The organism is Rhodococcus sp. P4_C10, assembly GCF_056402135.1.
Map to the genome: position 1 here is coordinate 108,870 of NZ_JBFUHZ010000010.1, position 22,598 is coordinate 131,467.

Genomic DNA, 22,598 nt, shown 5'->3' on the forward strand with positions numbered 1-22,598 from the left:
GGCATGCCTGTCCAACGGGCCCTGTCTGGGAGTTGTCAATGGACGCACTGGATGTTTCGCGCTGGCAGTTCGGAATCACAACCGTCTACCACTTCATTCTCGTCCCCCTGACGATCGGGCTCGCCCCGCTGATCGCCGTGATGCAGACGATGTGGGTGATCACCAAGAAGGATCACTGGTACCGGCTCACCAAGTTCTTCGGCAAGTTCTTCCTCATCAACTTTGCGCTCGGCGTCGCCACCGGCATCGTGCAGGAGTTCCAGTTCGGCATGAACTGGAGCGAGTACAGCCGCTTCGTCGGCGACGTGTTCGGCGCACCGCTGGCGCTCGAGGGCCTGGTGGCCTTCTTCCTCGAGTCGACGTTCCTCGGACTGTGGATCTTCGGCTGGGGTCGGCTGCCGAAACTCGTTCACCTGGCCACGATTTGGCTGGTCGCGATCGGTGTCAACGCGTCCGCCTTCTTCATCATCGCCGCAAACTCGTTCATGCAGCACCCGGTCGGTGCGGTGTACAACGAGGAACGCGGTCGGGCCGAGCTCACCAGTATCTGGGAGCTGCTGACGAACAACACTGCGCTGGCGGCTTTCCCGCACGTGGTGGCGGGTGCGTTCCTCACCGCGGGCACCTTCGTCGCGGGTATCGGCGGCTGGTGGATGGTGCGCAACATGAAGCGGGCCAAGGCGGCCACTGACCCCGTGGTGGCGGCCGCCAACGAGAACCAGGCCAGGACCATGTTCCGCCCGGTCACGATCCTCGCCCTGTGGGTGATGGTGGCCTCGGGTGTCGGCCTCGCGATCACCGGTGACATCCAGGCCAAGCTGATGTTCGAGCAGCAGCCGATGAAGATGGCCTCCGCGGAATCGTTGTGCCACACCGAGACCGACCCCAACTTCTCGATTCTCACGATCGGCACCCAGAACAACTGCGACAGCATCACCCGCGTGCTCGAGGTTCCCGGCGTGTTGCCCTACCTCGCCGAGGGCAGCTTCACCGGTGTCACCCTCCAGGGCGTCGAGGACCTGCAGTTGCAATACGAGGAGCAGTTCGGCCCCGGTAACTACCGGCCCAACCTGTTCGTCACCTACTGGACCTTCCGCGCGATGATCGGGTGGGCGGCCGGCTCGGCCATCCTCGCCGTGGTCGGGCTGTGGATGACCCGCGGCGGCCGGGTGCCGGACCAGAAGTGGTTCGGCTGGCTGTCCCTCCTCGCCATCCCCACGCCGTTCCTCGGCAACAGCGCCGGCTGGGTGTTCACCGAGATGGGCCGCCAGCCCTGGGTGGTACATCCGAATCCGACCGGGGTGGACCAGATCCGGCTGCTGGTCGATCAGGGTGTGTCCGACCATCCGACCGCCCTCGTGGTCGCCTCGCTGATCACCTTCACGCTGGTCTACGCCGCGCTCGGTGTCGTCTGGTTCATGTTGATCCGCCGGTATGCGATCGCCGGGCCGTCGGACCACGACATGCGTCCGCCGGGCGACGAATTGCCACCCGACGACTCGGGTGAACCCAGACAACTGTCGTTCGCGTACTGAGGCGGGAGAAGACCATGGGACTTCAAGAATTCTGGTTCATCCTCATCGCGGTGCTCTTCGTCGGGTACTTCGTGCTCGAGGGCTTCGACTTCGGTGTCGGCATGCTGTTCCCGGCGCTCGGCCGTACCGACACCCGGCGTCGGGTGCTGCTCAACACCATCGGCCCGGTGTGGGACGGCAACGAGGTCTGGCTGATCACCGCGGGCGGAGCGTTGTTCGCGGCGTTCCCGGACTGGTACGCCACCCTGTTCTCGGGCTTCTACCTGCCGCTGCTGTTGATCCTGGTCGCGCTCATCCTGCGCATCTGTGCGATCGAGTGGCGCGGCAAGATCGACGATCCGGCCTGGCGCGCGCGGTGCGACGCCGGCATCATGATCGGCTCGTGGGTGCCCGCGGTTCTCTGGGGCGTCGCCTTCGCGAACATCGTGCGCGGCGTGGCCATCGACGAGAACAAGAAGGTCGTCTCCGGGTTCTTCGACCTGCTCAACCCGTACGCGCTGCTGGGCGGTGCGACGACGGCCATCGTGTTCGCGCTGCACGGTGCGGTGTTCATCGCACTCAAGACCTCCGGTGAGGTCCGCGAGGACGCGGTGAAACTCGCTGCCCGACTGTCGATCCCGACGGTGGTGGTGGCGGGGGCGTTCGTGCTCTGGACGCAGCTGGCCTACGGCAAGGGCTGGACGTGGATCCTGGTCGCGGTGGCCGCCGCCGCCCTGGTGGGGGTGGTCGCGCTGACAGCCGTCGCACGGGAGGGCTGGGCCTTCGTGCTCACCACGGTCGCGGTCGTCGCGACGGTGGTCCTGCTCTTCGGCTCGCTCTACCCGAACCTGATGGTGTCCACCATCGACGAGGCGTACAACCTCACCATCTACAACGCCTCGTCGAGCCCGTACACGCTCAAGGTGATGACGTGGGCGGCCGTCTTCATGACGCCGGTGGTCATCGGATACCAGGCCTGGACGTACTGGGTGTTCCGCCAGCGGATCTCGACCGCTCAGATCCCGCCGTCGATCGGTCTTCCCGCGAAGTCACGTTAGATGCCGACCGAGACCGAGGCCGCGCCCCAGTCACGCACCCGCGGGCGCGGCCCGGTGGACCCGCGCCTGTGGCGCTACTCGCGGTCCGCCCGCGGCTACCTGCTCCTGACGGTGGCGCTCGCGCTGGTCACCGCGGTGACGGTCATCGTCTCCGCGGTGATGATCGGAACCGTGCTGGCCGGGGTGATCACCGACCCCGCGACCCGCAGCGTCGGCGCCTGGCGCACCGAACTGGCCGTCCTGGCCGGCGCGATCCTGGTGCGCACCGTGTCCACCTGGGCGCACGCGCGTTTCGCGCACCGGTCGGCGTCGCGGGTGATCGGCGAGCTGCGGGGCGAGTTGCTCACCGCGGCCACCGAGCTGTCGCCGCGCGAGCTCGACCCCCGCCGCGACGAGGTGGCGACGGTCCTGACCCGCGGGATCGAGGGCCTGCGGGCGTATCTCACCGGGTACCTGCCCGCCCTGCTGCTCGCGGTCACCGTCACCCCGCTGGCGCTGCTGGTCATCGCGCTCACCGACGTCACGTCCGCCGTGATCGTGGTGGTGACGCTGCCCCTGATCCCGGTGTTCATGATCCTGATCGGGCTGCTCACGCGGGGCAAGGCCGAGGCTTCGCTGGCCACCATGACCAGCCTGTCCGGGCAGCTGCTGGACCTGCTGGCCGGCCTGCCGACGCTGCGGGCACTCGGCCGCGAGCGCGGACCGGCGGACCGGGTTCGCGAGCTCGGTGATGCGCACCGGCGCACCACCATGGCCTCGCTTCGGGTGGCGTTCCTGTCCTCGATGGTGCTCGAGTTGCTGGCCACGCTCAGCGTCGCCCTTATCGCGGTGAGCATCGGGCTCCGCCTGGTGTTCGGCAACATGGGCCTTCGGGACGGGGTGGTCGCGCTGATCCTGGCTCCGGAGGTGTACCTGCCGCTGCGGATGGTCGGGGCCCAGTTCCATGCCGCAGAGGACGGAAAGGCCGCCGCGGACAAGGCCTTCGACATTCTCGACGGTCACGGGTCCGGCCCGCTCGGGGATGGCGAGGTAGCGGACTCGGCCACGGTGACGTTGCGCGGGGTCGGTGTGCGTTCGCGCGGGGGCTGGGCGCCGCGGCGCCTGGACGTGACCGCGGAGCCGGGACGGGTCACCGTGCTCGCCGGCGCCAACGGCTCCGGCAAGTCCACTGCGCTGCAACTGATCCTGGGTCTCGCGAACCCTGACGAGGGGGAGGTGCTGGTAGGCGGGACGCCGGTGCACCGGCTGGACGCCACTCGGTGGTGGCACGAGGTGGCCTGGCTGCCGCAGCATCCGGTGCTGGTCCCGGGCACGCTGCGCGAGAACCTCGAGCTCACCGGTCCGGTGGACGCCGACGAGTTGGATATCGAGAAAGCTTGTGCGGCAACCGGCTTCGATACGGTTCTCGCCGAACTGCCGGACCGCTGGGACACCACGGTCGGCGTCGGGGGCCTGGGGCTCTCGGTGGGGCAGCGGCAACGCCTCGCGCTGACCCGGGTGCTGCTCTCGCCCGCGCCGGTCCTGTTGCTCGACGAGCCGACCGCACACCTGGACGCCGACACGGAGGCGACGGTGCTCGACTCGCTGCGCCGACTGGCCGCGGCCGGTCGGACCGTGCTGCTGGTGGGACACCGTCCGTCGGTGCTGGCCGCCGGCGACACCGTGGTGACCGCGCAGTCCGAGGCAGTGCCCTCCGGAACCGGGGAGGCGGCGGCATGAGCGATCCGTTGCTCCGTGCACTGCGCCTGCTCGACTTGAGCCCGCGACGGGTGGCCTACGCGGTGGTCGCCGGGGTGGCGACGCTCGGCAGCGCGCTGGCGCTGGCCGCGCTGTCCGCGTGGCTGATCACCCGGGCCTGGCAGATGCCGCCGGTGCTCGACCTGACAGTCGCCGTGGTGGCGGTGCGGGCGCTGGGCATCTCCCGCGGCATCTTCCGCTACCTCGAGCGGTTGGCCACCCACGACGCCGCCCTGCGGGGCACGGTGTCGGCGCGGGAGCGGATCTACCGGCGGCTGTCGGAGGGCGATCCGGCCGCGCCCGCCGGCCTGCGGCGCGGTGACCTGCTGGCCCGCACCGGGGCGGACGTCGACGCGCTCGGCGACGTGGTGGTACGGGCGCTGGTCCCGATCGCGGTCGCGGTGGTTCTCGCCCTCGTCGCGGTCGGTGGTCTGGCGTTGATCTCGCCCGCCGGTGCGCTGGTACTGGCCGTCGCACTGGCGGTTTCGGGGATCGCCGCGCCGATGCTCTCGGCGCGGGCCGCTCGAATGGCAGAGGCGGACGGTGCGCTCGCGGCCGCGCGGTTCAGCGAGTCCGCGGTCCTGGCCCTCGACCATGCCGCGGAACTGCGGGTGGCCGGCCGCCTGGACGAGATGCGCCGCCAGGCGCAGGCCTGGGAGCGTCAGGAGATCCGGGCGACGGATCGGGCGGCGGTACCCGCCGGGTTCGCCGCGGCCGCGACCCCGCTCGCCGTCGGCGCGAGCGTGTTCGGTGCCCTGCTGATCGGCATCGCGGCGTACGGCGTCGACGGGGGCACACCCGGCGCGATGACCCCGATGTCGCTGGCGATCCTGGTGCTGCTCCCGCTCGCCTCGTTCGAGGCGACGGCCGTGCTGCCGGCCGCCGCGGTCGCGCTGACCCGGGCCCGGATCGCGTCCGCCCGCATCATGGAACTGCTGGACCGGGCGGGGGAGGCGCCCACGCCGAGCACCGCTCCGGTGATGGAGCCGGTGCACGTGCGGGCCCGACAGTTGCGGTGCGGCTGGCCCGGCGGCACCGACACCGACCCGATGGACCTGGACCTGCCGCCCGGTTCGAGGACCGCGGTGGTGGGACCGAGCGGCGCCGGCAAGACGGCGCTGCTGATGACCCTCGCGGGTCTGCTCGGCCCGGCTGACGGCGGCGTCACCGTGAACGGGTCGGCGGTCGGGGACCTGGACCCGGCCCAGGTGCGTCGCGAGGTCGGGTTCTTCGCCGAGGATGCGCACCTGTTCGAGACGTCACTGCTGGAGAACCTGCGGGTGGCCCGCGGCGACCTCGACCAGGCCGAGGCGTCGGCGACGTTGGAATCGGTGGGTCTGGGCGAGTGGCTCGCCGGACTGCCGGACGGCGTGCACACCTCTCTCGCGTCGGGGGGCCGGTCGCTGTCCGGGGGTCAGCGCCGCAGGCTCCTGCTCGCGCGGGCGCTGGTCTCGCCCGCGCAGGTGCTGCTGCTCGACGAGCCGACAGAACACCTCGACGCCGAGGAGGGCGCGGCGCTGCTCCGCGCGCTCCTCGACCGCTCCGGCAACCTGGTGGACCCGGGCCGAACGGTGGTCGTGGTGACGCATCAACTGCCGAGCCGCAGTGCCGTGGATCGGGTGCTCGAGGTGAGAGCCGACCGTGATGAGGAGAGCGGTCGAAGTGATCGAATCGTGACCGAACGGCCCGCTGTCGAGACCAAGCAGTGACACGAAACCCGATGGGCCGTCGGAGACCCCTGGCATAGTCACGACGGAATGCTCGATCGAACGTCCTGACGACTGGGGAGTGGTCCATGGGAGCGTTGATTCGAAGTCTGGTAGGCGGCGTCGTGGTCGGATTGGCGTCGGTCCTGGTAGCGGCGACGGCGGGGGCCGGCGGTGCGGCCGCGCTCCCGGTCTACCCGGTGGCCGACCCGGATCCCTTCTTCAGTGCGCCGCCGGACCTGGCCGCGCATGCTCCCGGCGAGGTGCTCAAGCTCCGGCAGATGCCGCCCAACCTCTACTTTCCCGGGAGCCAGGTGTGGGAGGTGCTCTTCAGCACGAAGGACTCCCAGGGGCATCCGATGGCGGCGAACACCACCTTCCTGCTGCCGCCGAACCGCGTCCCGGACGGTCCGCTGGTGTCGTACCAGCACATCATCAACGCGCTCGGGAACAAGTGCAAGATCGCGACCGAGCTCTACACGACCGACCCGTTCACCCAGATCCGGGAGGCGCCCGGCCTGAACATCGCGCTCGCGCGGGGGTGGGCGGTGACACTTCCCGACCATCTCGGGCCGAGGATGGCGTACGGCGCCGCGAAGCTCGGCGGGCAGATCACTCTCGACGGGCTCAAGGCCGTGCGGAAGATCCCCGAGTTCCAGGTGGCGAACAGCCCGATCGGTCTGGCCGGCTACTCCGGGGGCGGGATGGCGACCGGGTGGGCCGCCGCGATGGCACCCACCTACGCGCCCGGACTGAACATCGTCGGCGCGGCCGAAGGCGGCGTCCCGATGAACCTGGGGAAGATGGCCCAGGCGCTCGGCGCGAACCCGCATCCGGCCTTCGGCCTCGCGATGGCGGCCGCGCTGGGGCTCGAACGCGAGTACCCGGACCGGATCAACGTGTCGGGCCAGCTCAACGACCAGGGCCGCTGGCTCCAGGACATGATCAAGAACGGCTGCACCAACGAGATCATGTTCTGGGGCATCGGGCGCAGCGCGGCGCAGGTGACGGACAACAAGGACTTCATGAACTATCCGGCCGCCTGGGAGGTGATGGACGAGAACAGCCTCGAGCTGTACCCGGGCGTCCCGGACTTCCCGATCTTCGAATGGCACAGCCCCACCGACGGATTGATCCCGGTCGACTCCATCGACAACACCCTGCGGCGCTACTGCGGGGCCGGCACTCCGGTGGAGTCGCTCCTGACGCCCACCCCGGACCATCTCTCGGCCGCGGTCCTGGGTCTGCCGCGGGCGCTCGACTGGATGGAGGACAGGTTCCGCGGGGACGCCGCACCGTCCACCTGCTGACCTGCGCACGGACCGGAAAATAATCCGTTGCACACCCTCGTGGCCGGGCGTACCTTCGTCCGTACACGAGGAAGGAGGTGGTCTGAAGTTGAAGAACTACAGGACGCGTGAGGTGGCTGTCAGCTAGCCGCGCCAGTGGAATTCACTGACCGCGTGTGCGGCTGGCGAATCCCCGACAGTCACCCGGCCCCCGAGCCCCCGGTCAGTCCCGACCGGGACCGTACGACGACAAGCGTCCGTCGGCGGTACGGCTCGGGGGCCGTTCGGCGTCGACGGGCAGCAATCAGACGGAGGGGCAGCGATCAGACGGGAGTGCTACCCGATGTAGCGGGACAGCCTCGCGGACAGGTGCGGCTTCAGCGGACCGTCGGCGAGGATGCGCTCCTCGACGTAGGCGAGGTCACCGCCCTCGACGATGCCGTAGAGGCGCTTGGCGCCGCCGACCATCGCCCCGTGCTTGCTGCGGATGACGACGTCGGTCGCCAGTTCCCAGCTGGACTGGGTGAGCGCCTGGCCGTAGTACAGCTCGACGACGCCGGAGGCGTGCGTGAGCAGCAGTTCGACGGTCTCCTCGTCGACGCTGCCGGGGACGCCGTCGCCGCTGACCCGCCAGAACCCGCTCTCACGCAGGTCCGGTCCGGTGTACTGACCGTCGACGTCCAGGCGCCAGGACCGTGACTCCCAGGACAGGAAGTTGCCGCCGTCGTGGCTGACGACCACCTGCTGGCCGAACCGGTACTCGCCCTCGAGGTCGTGCCCCTCGCCCTCCCCGCGCCAGACGCCGACGAGCGGCAGCAGCGCGAGCAGGCCGGGATGCAGGTCGGGGCCGAGGCGCAGGTTCGCGGTCTCCTCGGGCAGCGGAAGTCCGGACAGCACCGGGATGTTGCGCCCGGCAGTGTCCTTGGACCGCTCGATCGCGTCGGCCACGGCCTTGTCGCCGGAGCCGCGTTGCACGGCCGGCTGGTCGGGGGACTGATCGTCCTCGGGGACCCCGGTCGGACTCACGGCTGGTCGGTGACCAAGCGGTACACGACGTAGAGCGAGAACCAGGTAATCAGAATGGCTGCGAGAACCAGCAGCACCTCGAAGAAAATGACCACGGCGTCATTCTAGACCGGGGCGCCGGATCCGGCCGCCTCGGGTGGCGCAGGTGCGTCGGGTGGCGTTCGGACCTGGGTCAGGACGCACGACGGCCCCGCCCCGGGCGAACCGGGAGCGGGGCCGTGACGCGACGCGTCCTACTTGCTGACGGTGATGTCCACGTTGTGGATGCCGCTGCCCTCGGGGGAGAGGGTGGTGTCGCCGTTGCCGGTGCTGGACAGCGCACGCACGGTCCAGGTGCCCGGGGCGGCGAAGAAGCGGAAGTCGCCGGTGCCGGACGCGACGACCTCGGCGGTGAACTCGCCGGTGCCGTCGAGCAGGCGGACGAACGCGCCGCCGACGGGCTGGCCGTCAGCGCTCAGCACGCGACCGGTGATGACGGTTTCCTTCTCGACGTTGACGCCGGACGGCAGGGTCTGACCCTGAACAGGTGCTCCGCACATGATTTATGCTCCCAATTCGATCGGTGCGCCGACGAGAGAGCCGTACTCGACCCAGCTGCCGTCGTAGTTCTTGACATTGCTCTTGCCCAGGATCTCCTGCAGCACGAACCAGGTGTGGCTCGACCGCTCGCCGATACGGCAGTACGCGATGGTCTCGCGGCTGTCGTCGAAGCCCTTCGCGGCGTACAGCTTCTCCAGGTCGTCGTCCGACTTGAAGGTGCCGTCCTCGTTGGCGGTGGTGCTCCACGGGATGTTGATGGCGCCGGGGACGTGGCCCCGCTGCTGCGCCTGCTCCTGCGGGAGGTGCGCCGGCGCGAGGATCTTGCCGGAGAACTCGTCGGGCGAGCGCACGTCGACGAGGTTCTTGCTGCCGATGGCGTTGATGACCTCGTCGCGGAACGCGCGGATGGAGGTGTCCGGCTCGGCGGCCTTGTAGTCGGTGACCGGGCGGGTGACCTCGGCTGCCGACAGCGGGCGGCCGTCGAGCTCCCACTTCTTGCGGCCACCGTCGATCAGCTTGATGTCCTGGTGGCCGTACAGCTTGAAGTACCAGTACGCGTACGCCGCGAACCAGTTGTTGTTGCCGCCGTAGAGCACGACGGTGTCGTCGTTGGAGATGCCCTTGGCGGACAGCAGCTCGGAGAACTGCTCCCGGTTGAGGAAGTCCCGGCGGAAGGCGTCCTGCAGGTCCTTTCGCCAGTCGAGCTTGACTGCGCCCTCGATGTGGCCGCCGTCGTATGCCGAGGCATCTTCGTCGACCTCGACGAAAACCGTCTTCGGGGCGGAGAGATTCTGCTCTGCCCAGTCGGCTGAGACCAGGACGTCGGAGCGAGCCATGGGTTTCCTTTCGTTCTTACTGCTTGGGTCTGGGTGGGAGGTGCGGACTACGTCGCAAGCCGCGTCGGACCGCGGAAGCGGGCCACGAGTGGGTAGATCTGGCATCCGAGGCAGATGCCGAACGCCGCATTGAGCAGGGCGGCGAAGAGGGCGAAGCCGGTGGCGACCGCGCCGAGCGTGGCCAGGCCGGTGAGGAACCCGGCGACGCCGACGACGGCGAACGCCAGGCCGACGAGCTGCGCGAACTTCAGCGGCGCGGCCGGTTCGCGTTCGCTGGTCGGTGCCAGTCGCGGCGCCACGAACAGGGCGAAGACCTGCCCGTACGGGCTGCGGCGCGGGCCGAGGGCGGCGCCGATCGCGAACACCACGGCCTGCACGGCAAGCAGCAGGCCGGCCGCGACCGCGGAGACGGTGGACAACGCGAGGACGGCGACGAGGACGGCGGTGGTGATCCAGGCGGCGAAGCGAGGTCCGCGGACGTCGACCTGGGTCGGCGTCGAACTGGTTACGTATTGGGTGGTGAAGGTAGGCATCGGGATGTGCTCCTGCGCTCGAACGAGTGCCTCGTGAGTACGTGAAGACCGTGGTTACGTGAAGAGGGCGCGTGTTCCGATCGGCACGGCGCGGGGCTCAGTCGGGATGCCGGAAATGAGCCTGACTGCGGTCAGCCGTGCGATCAGCAGCAGAGACAGCAACAACCACCGAGGCGGCACAGGTCAACTGTGCGGCGACGGGTGAGCATGAGCTCTTGGCTGGAGTGCACGTCGGCGAGCTTACCCGTTTTTTCCCGGAACAGAGTTGCCGGGTCCGCACAGTGGGAGCAGCGCGGTCTCGAGGTCCGCGGCGGCGGGGACCCCGGAAATCCGGTGCCGCTGCACCAGTGCGGCGTCGAAGATGAAGGTGGTGGGCAGCGACAGTACGCCCAGTTCTTTTGCCAGGACGGGGTTTTCGTCGATGTCCAGCTCTACCTCGACGGCGCGGGCCGCGTCGGGGCCGAGCCGGGTGTCGAGGTTCCCGAGGACCTGGTGGATCACCCGTCGCACCGCAGCGCAGGGCCCGCACCAGTCCGCGGAGAAGTGCAGGACAGTGGGCCCCGCGGTGTTCACCCCGGCCTCGGTGAGCAGCTCGCGCAGGGCTTCGTCGACCACGGGCCCGGACTCGGTGGCCCGGACCGTGCCCGAGCGCGCGCGCAGCAACGCCCCGGCCGCGACAGCGGCCACCAGCACGACGGCGAGGACGACGAGCGCGGTCACGGCGTCTGGAGATCGTCGAGGTTGATCACCACGTTGTCGCCCACGCCCTCGATCACCAGCTGGGATCCCTCCGCGTAGACCTTGCTGGGGACCACGCCGAACGGCAGCTGCTGCGCGTCGATGGTCCTGGTGAACAGCCCGAGCACGGTCGGCTTCAGGATGTCCGGGACGGTGAAGTCGGCGCGGCCCTCGGGCCCGAAGTAGAGGTCGGTGGCGACGACCTTGACGTTCTCGCCGTCGAGGATCAGGTCGGCCTGCACGCTGACGCTGGCCCGCAGCGGCCCGACCGGGACGGTGCCGGTGAGCACGACGCCGCCCGAGGTGGTCATCCCGGAGCCGCCGGAGCCGCCGGTCCCGTCGGACGGGTCGGCCGGCGGCGCGGAAACCTGCAGGTCGGGGATGCCGAGGAAGGTGCCGAGCTCGGTGGCGTCGATCAGCACGCGGCCGTCGATGTGGTCGACGGGGACCGTCTTCACCGTGCCGTTGACCAGGTCGGACGCCGGGATGCTGACGCCGTGCAGGTTCGCCTCCACGGTCACCTCGCCCACGACGTTGCTGTTCACGCCCTGGGCGCGGATCTCGACGTTCGAGTACTTCCCGGCGGCGGCCTGAGTGAGGAACGGGAAGCCGGTGATGGTCACGTCGGGGTCGGCGGTGAGCTCACCGCCGGCACGCAGGCCTCGTGAGACCCGGTACTCGGAGTAGGCGGCCGCACCGAAGTCGACGACGACGACAAGCGCCAGCAGGCACACCAGGGCGAGTATCAGTTTGCGCACCGCACCATTGTGACCGAACGCGCCGGGACTGGTCGGTCCGGCTGTCGAAGGCGGCAAGCTAGTCTGTTTCGAGGTATCGCGTCACCGTCGCCGCGTGTTCAGGCACATCACCGTGTTCAGGCACACCACCGTGCTCGACATGGACGACGAGAGGGGAAGGCCCGCGTGGAGCTGCTCCTGCTGACCTCGGACCCGCACCCGGAGGCAGTGCTGCCTTCACTCGCGCTGTTGGCGCACACCCTCAGGCCGGCGCCCACGGAAGTGTCGTCGCTGCTCGAGGCCGGGTCCGCGGATGTGGCACTGGTCGACGCCCGCACCGACCTCGCGGCCGCGCGCGGACTGTGCCGGTTGCTCGGCAGCACCGGTTCGGCGGTTCCCGTGGTCGCGGTCGTGACCGAGGGCGGACTGGTCGCGGTGAACTCCGAATGGGGTCTCGACGACATCTTGCTGCCCGGCACCGGCCCCGCCGAACTCGACGCGCGGCTGCGGCTGTTGGTCGGGCGCAGCGGCGGGCTGGCCAGCCCGGAGGCGTCCGGCAAGATCACCCTCGGTGAGCTGACGATCGACGAGGGCACCTACACCGCGCGGTTGCGCGGGCGCCCCCTCGACCTGACCTACAAGGAGTTCGAGCTGCTCAAGTACCTCGCGCAGCACTCCGGCCGGGTCTTCACCCGGGCCCAGCTGCTGCAGGAGGTCTGGGGCTACGACTTCTTCGGCGGCACCCGCACGGTCGACGTGCACGTGCGACGGCTGCGGGCCAAGCTCGGCCCCGAGCACGAGTCCCTGATCGGGACCGTCCGCAACGTCGGCTACAAGGCCGTCCGGCCCAGCCGCAAGTCCGGGGGCGGGCAGGCGGACGCGGAGCTCGTCGCCGACGACGACACCGGCGAGGCGGCCGACGCGACTCTGACCACGACCAACGGGACCGCGCAGTAGATGGAGACGGTGTAGTACATGGACGAGTTCGACCTGAGCCGGCCGACGCGGCTCGACGCCGGGCAGCAGGCGCAGGTACGCGCCGTGCTGGACCGGGCCACCACGGTGGACGGCACCGCGCCGGTTTCCGAGCAGGCCGTGCACAACCTGGCCGCCGACGCCGGACACCTGCTGGCCACCCACGACGGCGTGGTCGTCGGCTACGCCGGGGTCGAACCCGCGCACGGCGAGCACCCGGCCATGGCGGAGGTCGCCGTCGACCCTGACCGGCGCGGCCGGGGGATCGGCCGCGCGCTGGTCGCCGACGCACTGACCGCGGGCGGAGCCGGCACCCGGGTCTGGGCGCACGGCGACCTGCCGGCAGCCCGTGCCGTCGCCACCCACCTGGGGCTGCGGCCGGCCCGCGAACTGTTGCAGCTGCGCCGTCGGCTGGACACCCCGGAGCTGCCCGAGGTGCCGGTGCCGGCCGACGTCACCCTGCGCACCTACGCGGGGGCCGCGGACGACGCCGAGCTGCTGCGGGTGAACGCCGCCGCGTTCGACTGGCACCCCGAGCAGGGCTCCTGGACCCAGCACGAGATCGACGAGCGGGTGGCGGAGCCCTGGTTCGACCCGGCGGGACTGTTCGTCGCGGCCGACGTCGCGACCGGTGCGGTGCTGGGCTTCCACTGGACCAAGGTGCACCCGGCCACCGCGGACGGACCCGCGATCGGGGAGGTGTACGTGGTCGCGATCGACCCGGCCGCGCAGGGCCGTGGACTGGGCCGACTCCTGACCGTTGCCGGCCTCCGGTACCTTCGCGACCGGGGACTCGGTTCGGTGCTGCTGTACACCGAAGCGGACAACACCGCGGCGCTGCACACCTACGACCGGCTCGGATTCGGTCGCTTCCACGTGGACGTCGCATACACCGGGGTCGAAGGGGCGTAGATGTTCTACTGGCTGTTGAAGTACGCGTTCGTCGGACCGTTGATCGCTCTGATCAACCGTCCGAAAGTTGAAGGGGTGGAGAACATCCCGACCCACGGTCCCGCGATCCTGGCCGGCAACCACCTGTCCGTCGCGGACTGGCTGTTCGCGCCCCTGGCGTCGCCGCGCCGGATCACGTACCTGGCCAAGAGCGAGTACTTCACCACGCCCGGGTTCAAGGGCACGCTGCAGCGCTGGTTCTACAGCGGCGCCGGCCAGGTGCCGATCGACCGCAGCGGAGCGGACGCCGCGAAGTCGGCGCTCGCGACCGCCACCCGCCTGCTCGACGAGGGCAAGCTGGTGGGTCTGTTCCCCGAGGGCACCCGCTCCCCGGACGGCCGGTTGTACAAGGGCAAGACCGGGATGGCGCGGGTGGCACTGGCCACCGGTGTCCCGGTGATCCCGGTCGCGGTCATCGGTACCGGCGAGGTGTGCCCGCCCGGTCCGTTCCGCTGGCGTCGTCGCCGGGTGCAGGTGAAGTTCGGCGCACCGATCGACTTCTCCCGCTTCGACGGCATGAGCGGCAATCGCTGGGTGGAGAGGGCCATCACCGACGAGGTGATGTACGACCTCATGCAGATGTCGGGCCAGGAGTACGTCGACGTCTACGCGTCCACCCTGAAGAACCCGCGGCCCCAGGATCTCGAGGCAGCGCGCCCGACGGCGGCGTGATCCTCGACACTGCTGTTTATGAGTTCACCTTCCGTTCACCGTTCCGGGACCGTCTGTCCACCACCTGCCCTTAGCTTTCTTGGTGGGCGGCGATGCGCTGCCCGGTGCATCGGACCCCGAACTGCGCCTCGCAATGTCGCCCGACTCGGGCGAAATGGTTGAGCCTCCCGGAGGAATTAGCGTGAACTTCAAGCGCAGTGGTGCAGTGCTCGGTGCAATGGCCGTCGGGGCCATGGCCCTGACCGCCTGCGGCAGCGACAACAACTCCGCCGCCAACACCACCACGGTGAACAGCGCCGCCTCGAACGCCACCTGTGAGGGCAAGAGCACGCTCTCCGCCGCGGGCTCCTCGGCGCAGAAGAACGCGATGGATGCCTTCGCCGCCACCTACATCGCGGTGTGCAAGGACAAGGGCAAGGACGTCAAGGTCGCGTACAACCCCAGTGGTTCCGGCGACGGGCGCACCCAGTTCATCGCCAAGCAGGTCGACTTCGCCGGCTCGGACTCCGCCATCAAGGGCGACCAGGCCGCGGCGGCCAAGGAGCGTTGCGCCGGCAGCGACGCCTGGAACCTGCCGCTCGTGTTCGGCCCCGTCGCGATCGCCTACAACCTCGACGGCGTCGAGAACCTGACGCTCAACGGCGAGACCCTCGCCAAGATCTTCAGCGGCGGGATCACCAAGTGGAACGACCCGGCGATCGCCGCCCTCAACAGCGGCGTCAGCCTGCCCGACGAGGCGATCGTCCCGATCGTCCGCTCGGACTCCTCGGGAACCACCGACAACTTCCAGCAGTACCTGACCACCGCCTCCAACGGCGCGTGGACCAAGGGCGCCGGTTCCGACTTCGTCGGCGGCGTCGGCGAGGGTGCCAAGGGCTCGGCCGGTGTGTCGCAGGCCGTGGCCGGCGCGCCCGGGTCGATCACCTACGTCGAGAAGTCCTTCGCGGACCAGAACAAGCTCGCGATGGCGCGGATCGACACCGGCGCGGGCCCGGTCGAGCTGACCGAGGAGACCGCGGGCAAGGCGATCAGCAGCGCCAAGTTCAAGAACGAGGGCACCGGCGACCTGTCGCTGGACCTGAACTCGATCTTCGGCACCTCCGAGCCGGGTGCGTACCCGCTGGTGCTGGCGACCTACGAGATCGTCTGCTCGAAGGGCTACGACGCCGACACCTCGGCGGCCGTGAAGTCGTTCCTGACCAGCGCCGCCAGCGAGGGGCAGGCCGACCTGGCCGCGCAGGGCTACGTTCCGCTGCCCGCCACGGTGCAGGACAAGCTGACCGCGTCCATCGCCGCCATCGGCTGAGTTTTCCCGAACCGGCCTCCGCTCTATATTCACAACAGGAAGATTGCGAGCGCAGATGAGCGACGCGCCAGCCCAATCGGCACCCCTCACCTCCGGCCCCGATGACACTCGGGCCGGGGTGGGTGGTCCGCCAGGAACACCGGAGGCTCCGATCACTTCGTCACCCAAGGCCCCCGCAAAGACGGTGACCCGTCCGGGCGACCGGATCTTCACCACGCTCGCGTCGGGGTCGGCGGTGTTCATCACGGTGCTGATCGGCGCCATCGGGGTGTTCCTGGTCTGGCGTGCGGTGCCCGCGCTCTCGCGCAACGAGGCGAACTTCCTCACCAGCAGCGTCTGGAGCACCGACGACATCAACCACATGGCGTTCGGCATCCTGGACCTGCTCCAGGTCACCGTGCTGGTGTCGGTGTTCGCGTTGGTGCTGGCGATGCCGGTGGCGCTGGGCATCGCGATCTTCCTGACGCAGTACTCGCCCAAGCGGCTGGCCCGGCCGCTGGCCTACGTGATCGACCTGCTGGCCGCGGTACCGTCCATCGTCTACGGCCTGTGGGGCATGTTGATCTTTGCGCCCGCGATCCGGCCGCTGGCGGTGTGGCTGAACGAGAACCTCTCCTGGATCCCGCTGTTCGCCACGGGCTCCGGCTCGGTGCGCGGCGGCGGCACCATCTTCACCGCCGGCATCGTGCTCGCGGTGATGATCCTGCCGATCATCACCGCGGTGACCCGCGAGGTGTTCACCCAGACCCCGACCGCGCACATCGAGGCGGCACTGGCGCTGGGTGCGACCAAGTGGGAGGTCGTCAAGACCACGGTGATCCCGTTCGGCAAGTCCGGCTACGTCAGTGGCTCGATGCTCGGACTGGGCCGCGCGCTCGGCGAGACGATGGCGCTGTACATGATCCTGCGCACCACCTCGAAGGAGTTCGGCTGGTCGCTGTTCGACACCGGCTCCACCCTCGCCTCGAAGATCGCCCTCGGCTACGCGGAGTTCAACAACAACATCCAGGCCGGCGCCTACATCGCGGCGGGTCTGGTGCTGTTCGTGCTGACCTTCCTGGTCAACGCCGCGGCCCGCGCCGCCATCGCCGGAAAGAAGGACTGACATGACGGCGACTCTGGACCGTCCGGTCAAGAAGCCCACCTTCCAGGGGGTCAGCGGTCGGCGACGCTTCACCGACGTGATGGCCCGCGTGCTGGTCACCGGCTCGGTGCTGCTGGCGTTGGTGCCGCTGGTGTGGGTGCTGGTGACGGTGATCGCCAAGGGCCTGCCGGCGCTGATGAGTGCCACCTGGTTCACCAACTCCCTCAACGGGTTGTCGGCGTCGGCCGAGGGCGGCGGCATCTACCACGCGCTGATCGGCACCATCCTCCAGGGAGTGGTGTGTGCGGCGCTCTCGATCCCGGTGGGCCTGTTCGTCGCGGTGTACCTGGTGGAGTACGCGAACGGTTCGCGGCTGGGCCGGCTGACCACCTTCATGGTCGACATCCTCAGCGGCGTCCCGTCGATCGTGGCGGCGCTGTTCATCTACGCGCTGTGGATCGCGACGTTCGGGTTCCCGAAGTCCGCGTTCGCGGTGTCGCTGGCGCTGGTGCTGCTGATGGTGCCGGTCGTCATCCGCAGCACCGAGGAGATGCTCCGGATCGTCCCGCAGGACCTGCGTGAGGCGTCGTACGCGCTGGGTGTGCCGAAGTGGAAGACGATCATGCGGATCGTGATCCCGACCGCGCTGCCCGGCATCATCACCGGCGTCATGCTGGCGCTGGCCCGGGTGCTCGGCGAGACCGCGCCGCTGCTGATCCTGGTCGGCTACGCGCCGTTCATCAACTTCGACATGTTCAACGGCGAGATGGGTTCGCTGCCCGGCGTGATGGTCGCCGAGATGAACAACCCGACGGCCGCCGGCGCCAGCCGGATCTGGGGCGCCGCGCTGACTCTCATCCTGCTCATCGCGGTGCTCAACATCGCGGCCAAGGCGATCGGGCACCTGTCCCGCGTGCGGAGCAAGTGACCCAATGACCTTCTCGATCACCGAATACCGAGGGAGCCACCATGGCCAAGCGTCTTGACCTCAAGGACGTCAACATCTTCTACGGCAAGTTCCACGCCGTCGCGGACGTCGGCCTGTCCGTTCCCCCGCGCAACGTGACCGCGTTCATCGGCCCGTCCGGCTGTGGCAAGTCCACGGTGCTGCGCTCGCTCAACCGCATGCACGAGGTCACCCCGGGTGCCCGCGTCGAGGGCGCCATCATGCTCGACGGCGAGGACATCTACGGCTCCCAGGTGGACCCGGTGGGCGTGCGCCGCACCATCGGCATGGTGTTCCAGCGTCCCAACCCGTTCCCCACCATGTCGATTCGCGACAACGTGGTGGCCGGGCTGAAGCTGCAGGGGGTGCGCAACAAGACCGAGCTCGACGAGATCGCCGAGCAGTCGCTGCGCGGCGCCAACCTGTGGAACGAGGTCAAGGACCGCCTCGACAAGCCCGGCGGCGGGCTCTCCGGCGGTCAACAGCAGCGTCTGTGCATCGCCCGGGCCATCGCGGTCTCGCCGGACGTGCTCCTGATGGACGAGCCCTGCTCCGCCCTGGACCCGATCTCGACGCTGGCGATCGAGGACCTGATCACCGAACTCAAGCAGGAGTTCACCATCGTGATCGTCACGCACAACATGCAGCAGGCCGCCCGGGTCAGCGACCAGACCGCGTTCTTCAACCTCGAGGCCACAGGCAAGCCCGGCCGGCTGGTGGAGATCGACGACACCGAGAAGATCTTCTCCAACCCGACGCAGAAGGCCACCGAGGACTACATCTCGGGCCGCTTCGGGTAGGCACTGCCAACTGTTCAGTCGAACGGGCGGTTGTCGGGGCACGCTCTCGGGCGATGCTCCGGTAACCGCCCGTTCGTCGTCATCCGCACCCGAGCAGGGCCGCGCGCGGTGGGGGATAGGTTGGATCGATGACGAACGCCGACCGGCCCCGACCCGACAAGCACAGCCCCGAGACCCTCGGCGCGATGACCCAGAGTGTGCACGCCGGGAACCAGATCGACCCGGGGACCGGCGCGGTCCGGACCCCGCTGGTGCTGGCGAACTCGTATGCGCTGCCCGAGGACCCGTCGCAGATGAACTGGTCGGCCACCGACGTGCTCTTCTACACGCGCAACGGCGGGGTCAACCAGGTCGCGCTGCAGCGCAAACTGGCGGCGCTCGAACGGGCCGAGGACGCGGTCGTCCTGGCCAGCGGGGTGGCGGCACTGCACGCGGTGTTCTTCACCTTCCTGAAGACGGGTGACCACGTCGTCGTCGCCGACGTCACGTACGAGGCCGTGTTCCGGATGTTCACGGAACTGCTGCCCACCAAGTACGGCATCGACGTGACCTTCGTCGACACCAGCGACCTGGACGCCGTGCGCGCCGCGCTGCGACCGGAGACCGCGCTGGTGCACATCGAGACACCCGCCAACCCCACCACCCGGATCGCCGACGTGACCGCCGTCGCCGAGTTGGCGCACGGCGTCGGTGCGCTGCTGTCGGTCGACGCCACCTTCGCGACGCCGCTGCTGCTGCGGCCGCTGGAACTCGGAGCCGACCTGTCGGTGCATTCCCTCACCAAGTACGTCAACGGCCACGGCGACGCGATGGGCGGGTCGGTCGCCGGTTCGCGGGCGCTGGTCGACCGGATCAAGACCGAGGCGATGGTGGACGTCGGCGGCGTGATGAGCCCGTTCAACGCCTGGCTGATCAACCGCGGGGCGATCACCCTGCCGCTGCGGATGCGTCAGCACAACGCCAGCGCGCAGGCCGTCGCGGAGTTCCTCGAATCCGATCCGCGGGTGGCGTTCGTGGCCTACCCGGGGTTGCCCTCACATCCACAGCACGAGTTGGCGGCACGGCAGATGCACGGCGGTTTCGGCGGCATGATGGCGTTCGCGCTGCAGGGCGATTCCGACACCCACAACCGCTTCGTCTCGAACCTGCGCGTGATCACCTCCGCGGTGTCCCTGGGTCACGACGAATCCCTGATCGTGCACGTGTCGAGCACGGGCCCGCGGGTGGCGGCCTATCCCGAGGCGTTCCGCACCTGGGGGCATCTGCGTTTCTCGGTGGGGCTCGAGGAGACCGAGGACATCATCGGCGACCTCCGGGCCGCGCTGGACGCGACCTTCTGACGACGGAGGGTCCGCGAGACGACTACGCCCCGACCGGGTAATCCGGCCGGGGCGTGTCAGGTTTCGGTGCGCGTAGGTCAGGACTCGAGTTCGGTGGTCTCGTCGGGGTCGACCGGCATCTTGCCGGTGACCAGGAAGATCACCCGGCGGGCGACCTCGACGGCGTGGTCGGCGAAACGCTCGTAGAACCGTCCGAGCAGCGTGACGTCGACGGCCGCGGCCACGCCGTGCTTCCACTCCCGGTCCATCAGCACGCTGAACAGGTGCCGGTGCAGGTCGTCCATCGCGTCGTCTTCTTCGCGCAGTTGCGCGGCACGCTCGGGATCGCGGGTCTCGAGGACCTCCTTGGCGCCGGCACCGAGGGTCACGGCGAGCCGGCCCATCTCGGCGAAGTAGCCGTTGACCTCCTCCGGGAGGACGTGGTTCGGGTGCCGGCGGCGGGCGATCTTCGCCACGTGCAGCGCCAGCGCGCCCATCCGGTCGATGTCGGCGACGATCTGGATTCCGCTGACCACCGAGCGAAGGTCACCGGCGACTGGCGCCTGCAGCGCGAGCAGGGCGAAGGCCCGCTCCTCGCAGGCGACGCTCAGCTCGGTGATCTTGTCGTGATCGCTGATGACCTGCTCGGCGAGCGAGAGGTCTGCCTGCAGCAGCGACTGGGTCGCCACCTCCATCGCCGTCCCGGCGAGGCCGGCCATCTCGCCGAGCATGTCGGCGAGCCCGGTCATCTGTTCGTTGTATGCCACGCGCATGATGCCACAGCCTACGGCCTGGTAGGGACCAAGTCACGAGCAGCGGGTGAACGTTGCGTGAACCGGCAGTGCACGTCAGCGCGGTACGGCCGGCCAGGCCGCGCGCAGGCCCGACGTCTCACGCGCAGGTGTCGTCCGCTGCATTGGTGAACGACAGGTCCGCGGGCAACTCCTCGATCGTGGTGCCGGAGATGACGGTGCTCTTCGGTGCCATCTCCGGTCGCAGCGCGGTGTCCGCCGGCTTCGCGGGGTTGACTGCGCCGGTGAAGTTCGAGCCGAGCACCACGTCGATCAGGCCGCCGAGGTCCGCCGTGGAGGTCTCCTGGAGCAGGGCGCCGGGGATGGTGGCGGCCACGGTGGCGGCCTCGTCGGCCTGGCCGGGGGCGTAGCGGATCAGGGTGTTCGTGCTGGTGCCGCTGTAGTTGCCGACGCTGTAGATCTGGAAGCCCTCCGCGCCGAGCTTCTCGGCGGCGCCGGCGGCGATACCTGTCACGCCCGACGCGTTCGACACCTGCAGGGACACCTCGCTCGGGTCCACCGAGAGCAGTTGCGGCTCCGGGGCCGGCGTGGTGGCGGTCGCGGGGGCGGCGGCGGCCGACTTGTCGGGCTCGGGTGCCTTGCGCTCCTCGCCGGGCAGCGGTTCGTCGTCGATGATCGCCTGGAAGATCGCCTTGATGTCGTCCAGTCGCGGGATCTCGTTGCCCAGCTCGTTGGTGCCCGCGGTCGGGACGGTCAGGAAGGTGACCGCGCCGGCGTCCACCTTCTGCAGCGACCGGCCCAGCGTCACCAGCGACTTGGTGTCGACGTTCTGCACGAACGTCTCCCGGGTGAACGCGGTGATGAACCCGTTGAGCTTGCCCGGGTCGAAGAGGACCTTGTTCGACAGTGCCGACCGCAACAGCGAGGACAGGAAGATCTGCTGACGCTTGATCCTGCCGTAGTCGCCGTTGCCCTCGGCCTCCACCTTGCGGGCCCGCACGTAGTTCAGTGCGGTGGCGCCGTCCACGGTCTGGCGGCCCGCGTTCGGCAGCACGGCACCGAGTTCGTCGTCGATCAGGGGGGTGGACGTGCACACCTCCACGCCGCCGATCTGGTTGACCATCGACTCGAATCCGGAGAAGTCCATCCCGATGAAGTGGCCGATCTTCAGGCCCGACATCTTCTGGACGACCTTGACCAGGCATTTCGGCCCGCCGTACGCGTACGCGGAGTTCAGCTTGTCGTTGTCGGCGCCGGGGTTGATCTCGTTGGTGTACTGGCCCTTGTCGTTGTCCCAGGCCTGGCAGCTGGGGCGCACGATGTCGAGGTCCCGGGGGAAGGAGACCGCGACCACCCGGCTGCGGTCGGCCGGGATGTTGACCAGGATGACGGTGTCGGCGCGGGTGCCCTCGGCGTCGGCTACCGAGCCCGCGCCGATCTCGCCGTTGGCGCCCGCGCGGGTGTCGGTGCCGACGATCAGGTAGGTCTCGTCGCCGTACTGGCCGCCGGGGTCGACGACGTCGGTGCTGTCCGGGTCCAGCGCCGCGACCTGGAGGAAGCCGTTGTCGGTGGCACGAAGGTAGCCCCACGCGACGCCGGTGACCGCGAGCGAGGCCACCGCGACGAGTGCAACGGCGCTGCGGCCGAGCACCCGGATGCGCTTCTGCTTACGCCGCTTGCTTGCCGCCAGCCGGGTGCCGGCGGCGACGGCCTCCGCGGCGGGTCCCTCCGGGACGATCGGCGTGGGCTCGGCGCGGCCCGGCCGACCGGTGGTCGGTGCGGTGGCCGACTCTGGGGTCTCCGGGGTCTGCGCCACGGCGGGGTCGTCGTCCTGGCCGACCCTGTCCATCAGCTCCGAGACGGACAGCCGCTCGCTCGGGTCGCCGCTGCGCCCGCCGCGGATCCGGCCCGACGGGGTGCGGTCGGCGTCGGCCGGCGGGGGCGGCGGGGCGGGGGGAGGCGTGCGGCGAGGACTGAGCTGCGGATCGCTGACGTGGGAGATCGGTCTCTCCCAGGGGGCACGACCCTCGGGCACGTGGCCCGGACTCTGCTCGTCACCCACCTATGGATCCTTGCCTC

At 69.5% G+C, this 22,598-nt stretch carries 21 protein-coding genes; 13 read left to right on the forward strand and 8 right to left on the reverse strand.

The annotated features are described in order from the left end of the window. The first annotated feature begins 38 nt into the window (after positions 1 to 38). The 5 genes from AC1DWC_RS08965 to AC1DWC_RS08985 all read left to right on the forward strand — a co-directional run bounded on the left by AC1DWC_RS08965 (position 39) and on the right by AC1DWC_RS08985 (position 7,325). Positions 39 to 1,535 (forward strand): cytochrome ubiquinol oxidase subunit I, encoded by a 1,497-nt coding sequence (locus tag AC1DWC_RS08965; protein ID WP_477907303.1) that lies wholly within the window; start codon positions 39 to 41, stop codon positions 1,533 to 1,535. Positions 1,536 to 1,549: 14 nt separating this feature from the next. Beyond that, positions 1,550 to 2,572: a cytochrome d ubiquinol oxidase subunit II gene (gene cydB, locus AC1DWC_RS08970; protein ID WP_477907304.1), complete on the forward strand. Its 1,023-nt coding sequence runs from the start codon at positions 1,550 to 1,552 to the stop codon at positions 2,570 to 2,572. Beyond that, on the forward strand, positions 2,573 to 4,291 hold the full coding sequence (cydD, locus tag AC1DWC_RS08975) for a thiol reductant ABC exporter subunit CydD (RefSeq protein ID WP_477907306.1): 1,719 nt from the start codon (positions 2,573 to 2,575) through the stop codon (positions 4,289 to 4,291). After that, on the forward strand, positions 4,288 to 6,018 hold the full coding sequence (gene cydC / locus AC1DWC_RS08980) for a thiol reductant ABC exporter subunit CydC (RefSeq protein ID WP_477907308.1): 1,731 nt from the start codon (positions 4,288 to 4,290) through the stop codon (positions 6,016 to 6,018). Before cydD ends, cydC begins: the two co-directional genes overlap by 4 nt. A gap of 86 nt (positions 6,019 to 6,104) precedes the next feature. After that, a complete protein-coding gene (locus AC1DWC_RS08985; protein WP_477907310.1) occupies positions 6,105 to 7,325 on the forward strand; it encodes a lipase family protein in 1,221 nt (406 codons plus the stop codon). Positions 7,326 to 7,640: 315 nt separating this feature from the next. Here AC1DWC_RS08985 and AC1DWC_RS08990 read toward each other — a convergent pair whose 3' ends face one another. From AC1DWC_RS08990 to AC1DWC_RS09015, 6 genes are all read right to left on the reverse strand, one after another. Then, positions 7,641 to 8,279 (reverse strand): heme-binding beta-barrel domain-containing protein, encoded by a 639-nt coding sequence (locus AC1DWC_RS08990; protein WP_477837435.1) that lies wholly within the window; start codon positions 8,277 to 8,279, stop codon positions 7,641 to 7,643. Between the two features lie 284 nt (positions 8,280 to 8,563). Continuing rightward, positions 8,564 to 8,869: a DUF1416 domain-containing protein gene (locus tag AC1DWC_RS08995; RefSeq protein WP_072843030.1), complete on the reverse strand. Its 306-nt coding sequence runs from the start codon at positions 8,867 to 8,869 to the stop codon at positions 8,564 to 8,566. Between the two features lie 3 nt (positions 8,870 to 8,872). After that, complete coding sequence (locus tag AC1DWC_RS09000) at positions 8,873 to 9,706, reverse strand: sulfurtransferase (protein WP_477907312.1); 834 nt, start codon at positions 9,704 to 9,706, stop codon at positions 8,873 to 8,875. A gap of 47 nt (positions 9,707 to 9,753) precedes the next feature. Further along, positions 9,754 to 10,239, reverse strand: a complete 486-nt coding sequence (locus AC1DWC_RS09005) for a DUF4395 domain-containing protein (protein ID WP_477907314.1) — start codon at positions 10,237 to 10,239, stop codon at positions 9,754 to 9,756. Positions 10,240 to 10,479: 240 nt separating this feature from the next. After that, positions 10,480 to 10,959 carry a thioredoxin family protein gene (locus AC1DWC_RS09010; protein ID WP_477907317.1) on the reverse strand — a complete coding sequence of 160 codons (480 nt, stop codon included), beginning with the start codon at positions 10,957 to 10,959 and terminating at the stop codon, positions 10,480 to 10,482. After that, positions 10,956 to 11,735 carry an LmeA family phospholipid-binding protein gene (locus AC1DWC_RS09015; RefSeq protein WP_477907319.1) on the reverse strand — a complete coding sequence of 260 codons (780 nt, stop codon included), beginning with the start codon at positions 11,733 to 11,735 and terminating at the stop codon, positions 10,956 to 10,958. Before AC1DWC_RS09015 ends, AC1DWC_RS09010 begins: the two co-directional genes overlap by 4 nt. Positions 11,736 to 11,900: 165 nt before the next feature. Here AC1DWC_RS09015 and AC1DWC_RS09020 point away from each other — a divergent pair, with 165 nt between their 5' ends. The 8 genes from AC1DWC_RS09020 (at position 11,901) to AC1DWC_RS09055 (ending at position 19,788) form a co-directional block, all read left to right on the forward strand. Next, positions 11,901 to 12,671 (forward strand): winged helix-turn-helix transcriptional regulator, encoded by a 771-nt coding sequence (locus AC1DWC_RS09020; RefSeq protein ID WP_477907320.1) that lies wholly within the window; start codon positions 11,901 to 11,903, stop codon positions 12,669 to 12,671. 18 nt (positions 12,672 to 12,689) lie between these two features. Further along, positions 12,690 to 13,601, forward strand: a complete 912-nt coding sequence (mshD, locus tag AC1DWC_RS09025) for a mycothiol synthase (protein ID WP_477907322.1) — start codon at positions 12,690 to 12,692, stop codon at positions 13,599 to 13,601. After that, entirely contained in the window at positions 13,602 to 14,312 is a 711-nt protein-coding gene (locus tag AC1DWC_RS09030) for a lysophospholipid acyltransferase family protein (protein WP_477907324.1), read from the forward strand. It abuts the gene before it with no gap. A 181-nt stretch (positions 14,313 to 14,493) separates the two neighbouring features. Further along, positions 14,494 to 15,618 (forward strand): phosphate ABC transporter substrate-binding protein PstS, encoded by a 1,125-nt coding sequence (pstS, locus tag AC1DWC_RS09035; protein WP_477907326.1) that lies wholly within the window; start codon positions 14,494 to 14,496, stop codon positions 15,616 to 15,618. Positions 15,619 to 15,673: 55 nt separating this feature from the next. Further along, complete coding sequence (gene pstC, locus AC1DWC_RS09040; RefSeq protein WP_477907328.1) at positions 15,674 to 16,723, forward strand: phosphate ABC transporter permease subunit PstC; 1,050 nt, start codon at positions 15,674 to 15,676, stop codon at positions 16,721 to 16,723. Position 16,724: 1 nt separating this feature from the next. After that, a complete protein-coding gene (gene pstA, locus AC1DWC_RS09045; protein ID WP_477907329.1) occupies positions 16,725 to 17,630 on the forward strand; it encodes a phosphate ABC transporter permease PstA in 906 nt (301 codons plus the stop codon). Positions 17,631 to 17,671: 41 nt separating this feature from the next. After that, a complete protein-coding gene (gene pstB / locus AC1DWC_RS09050) occupies positions 17,672 to 18,448 on the forward strand; it encodes a phosphate ABC transporter ATP-binding protein PstB (protein ID WP_072843019.1) in 777 nt (258 codons plus the stop codon). A 128-nt stretch (positions 18,449 to 18,576) separates the two neighbouring features. Then, positions 18,577 to 19,788 (forward strand): trans-sulfuration enzyme family protein, encoded by a 1,212-nt coding sequence (locus tag AC1DWC_RS09055; protein WP_477907333.1) that lies wholly within the window; start codon positions 18,577 to 18,579, stop codon positions 19,786 to 19,788. 77 nt (positions 19,789 to 19,865) lie between these two features. Here AC1DWC_RS09055 and phoU read toward each other — a convergent pair whose 3' ends face one another. Then, a complete protein-coding gene (gene phoU / locus AC1DWC_RS09060; RefSeq protein WP_477837182.1) occupies positions 19,866 to 20,540 on the reverse strand; it encodes a phosphate signaling complex protein PhoU in 675 nt (224 codons plus the stop codon). A 118-nt stretch (positions 20,541 to 20,658) separates the two neighbouring features. Continuing rightward, positions 20,659 to 22,581: an LCP family glycopolymer transferase gene (locus AC1DWC_RS09065; RefSeq protein WP_477907335.1), complete on the reverse strand. Its 1,923-nt coding sequence runs from the start codon at positions 22,579 to 22,581 to the stop codon at positions 20,659 to 20,661. Positions 22,582 to 22,598 lie beyond the last annotated feature (17 nt).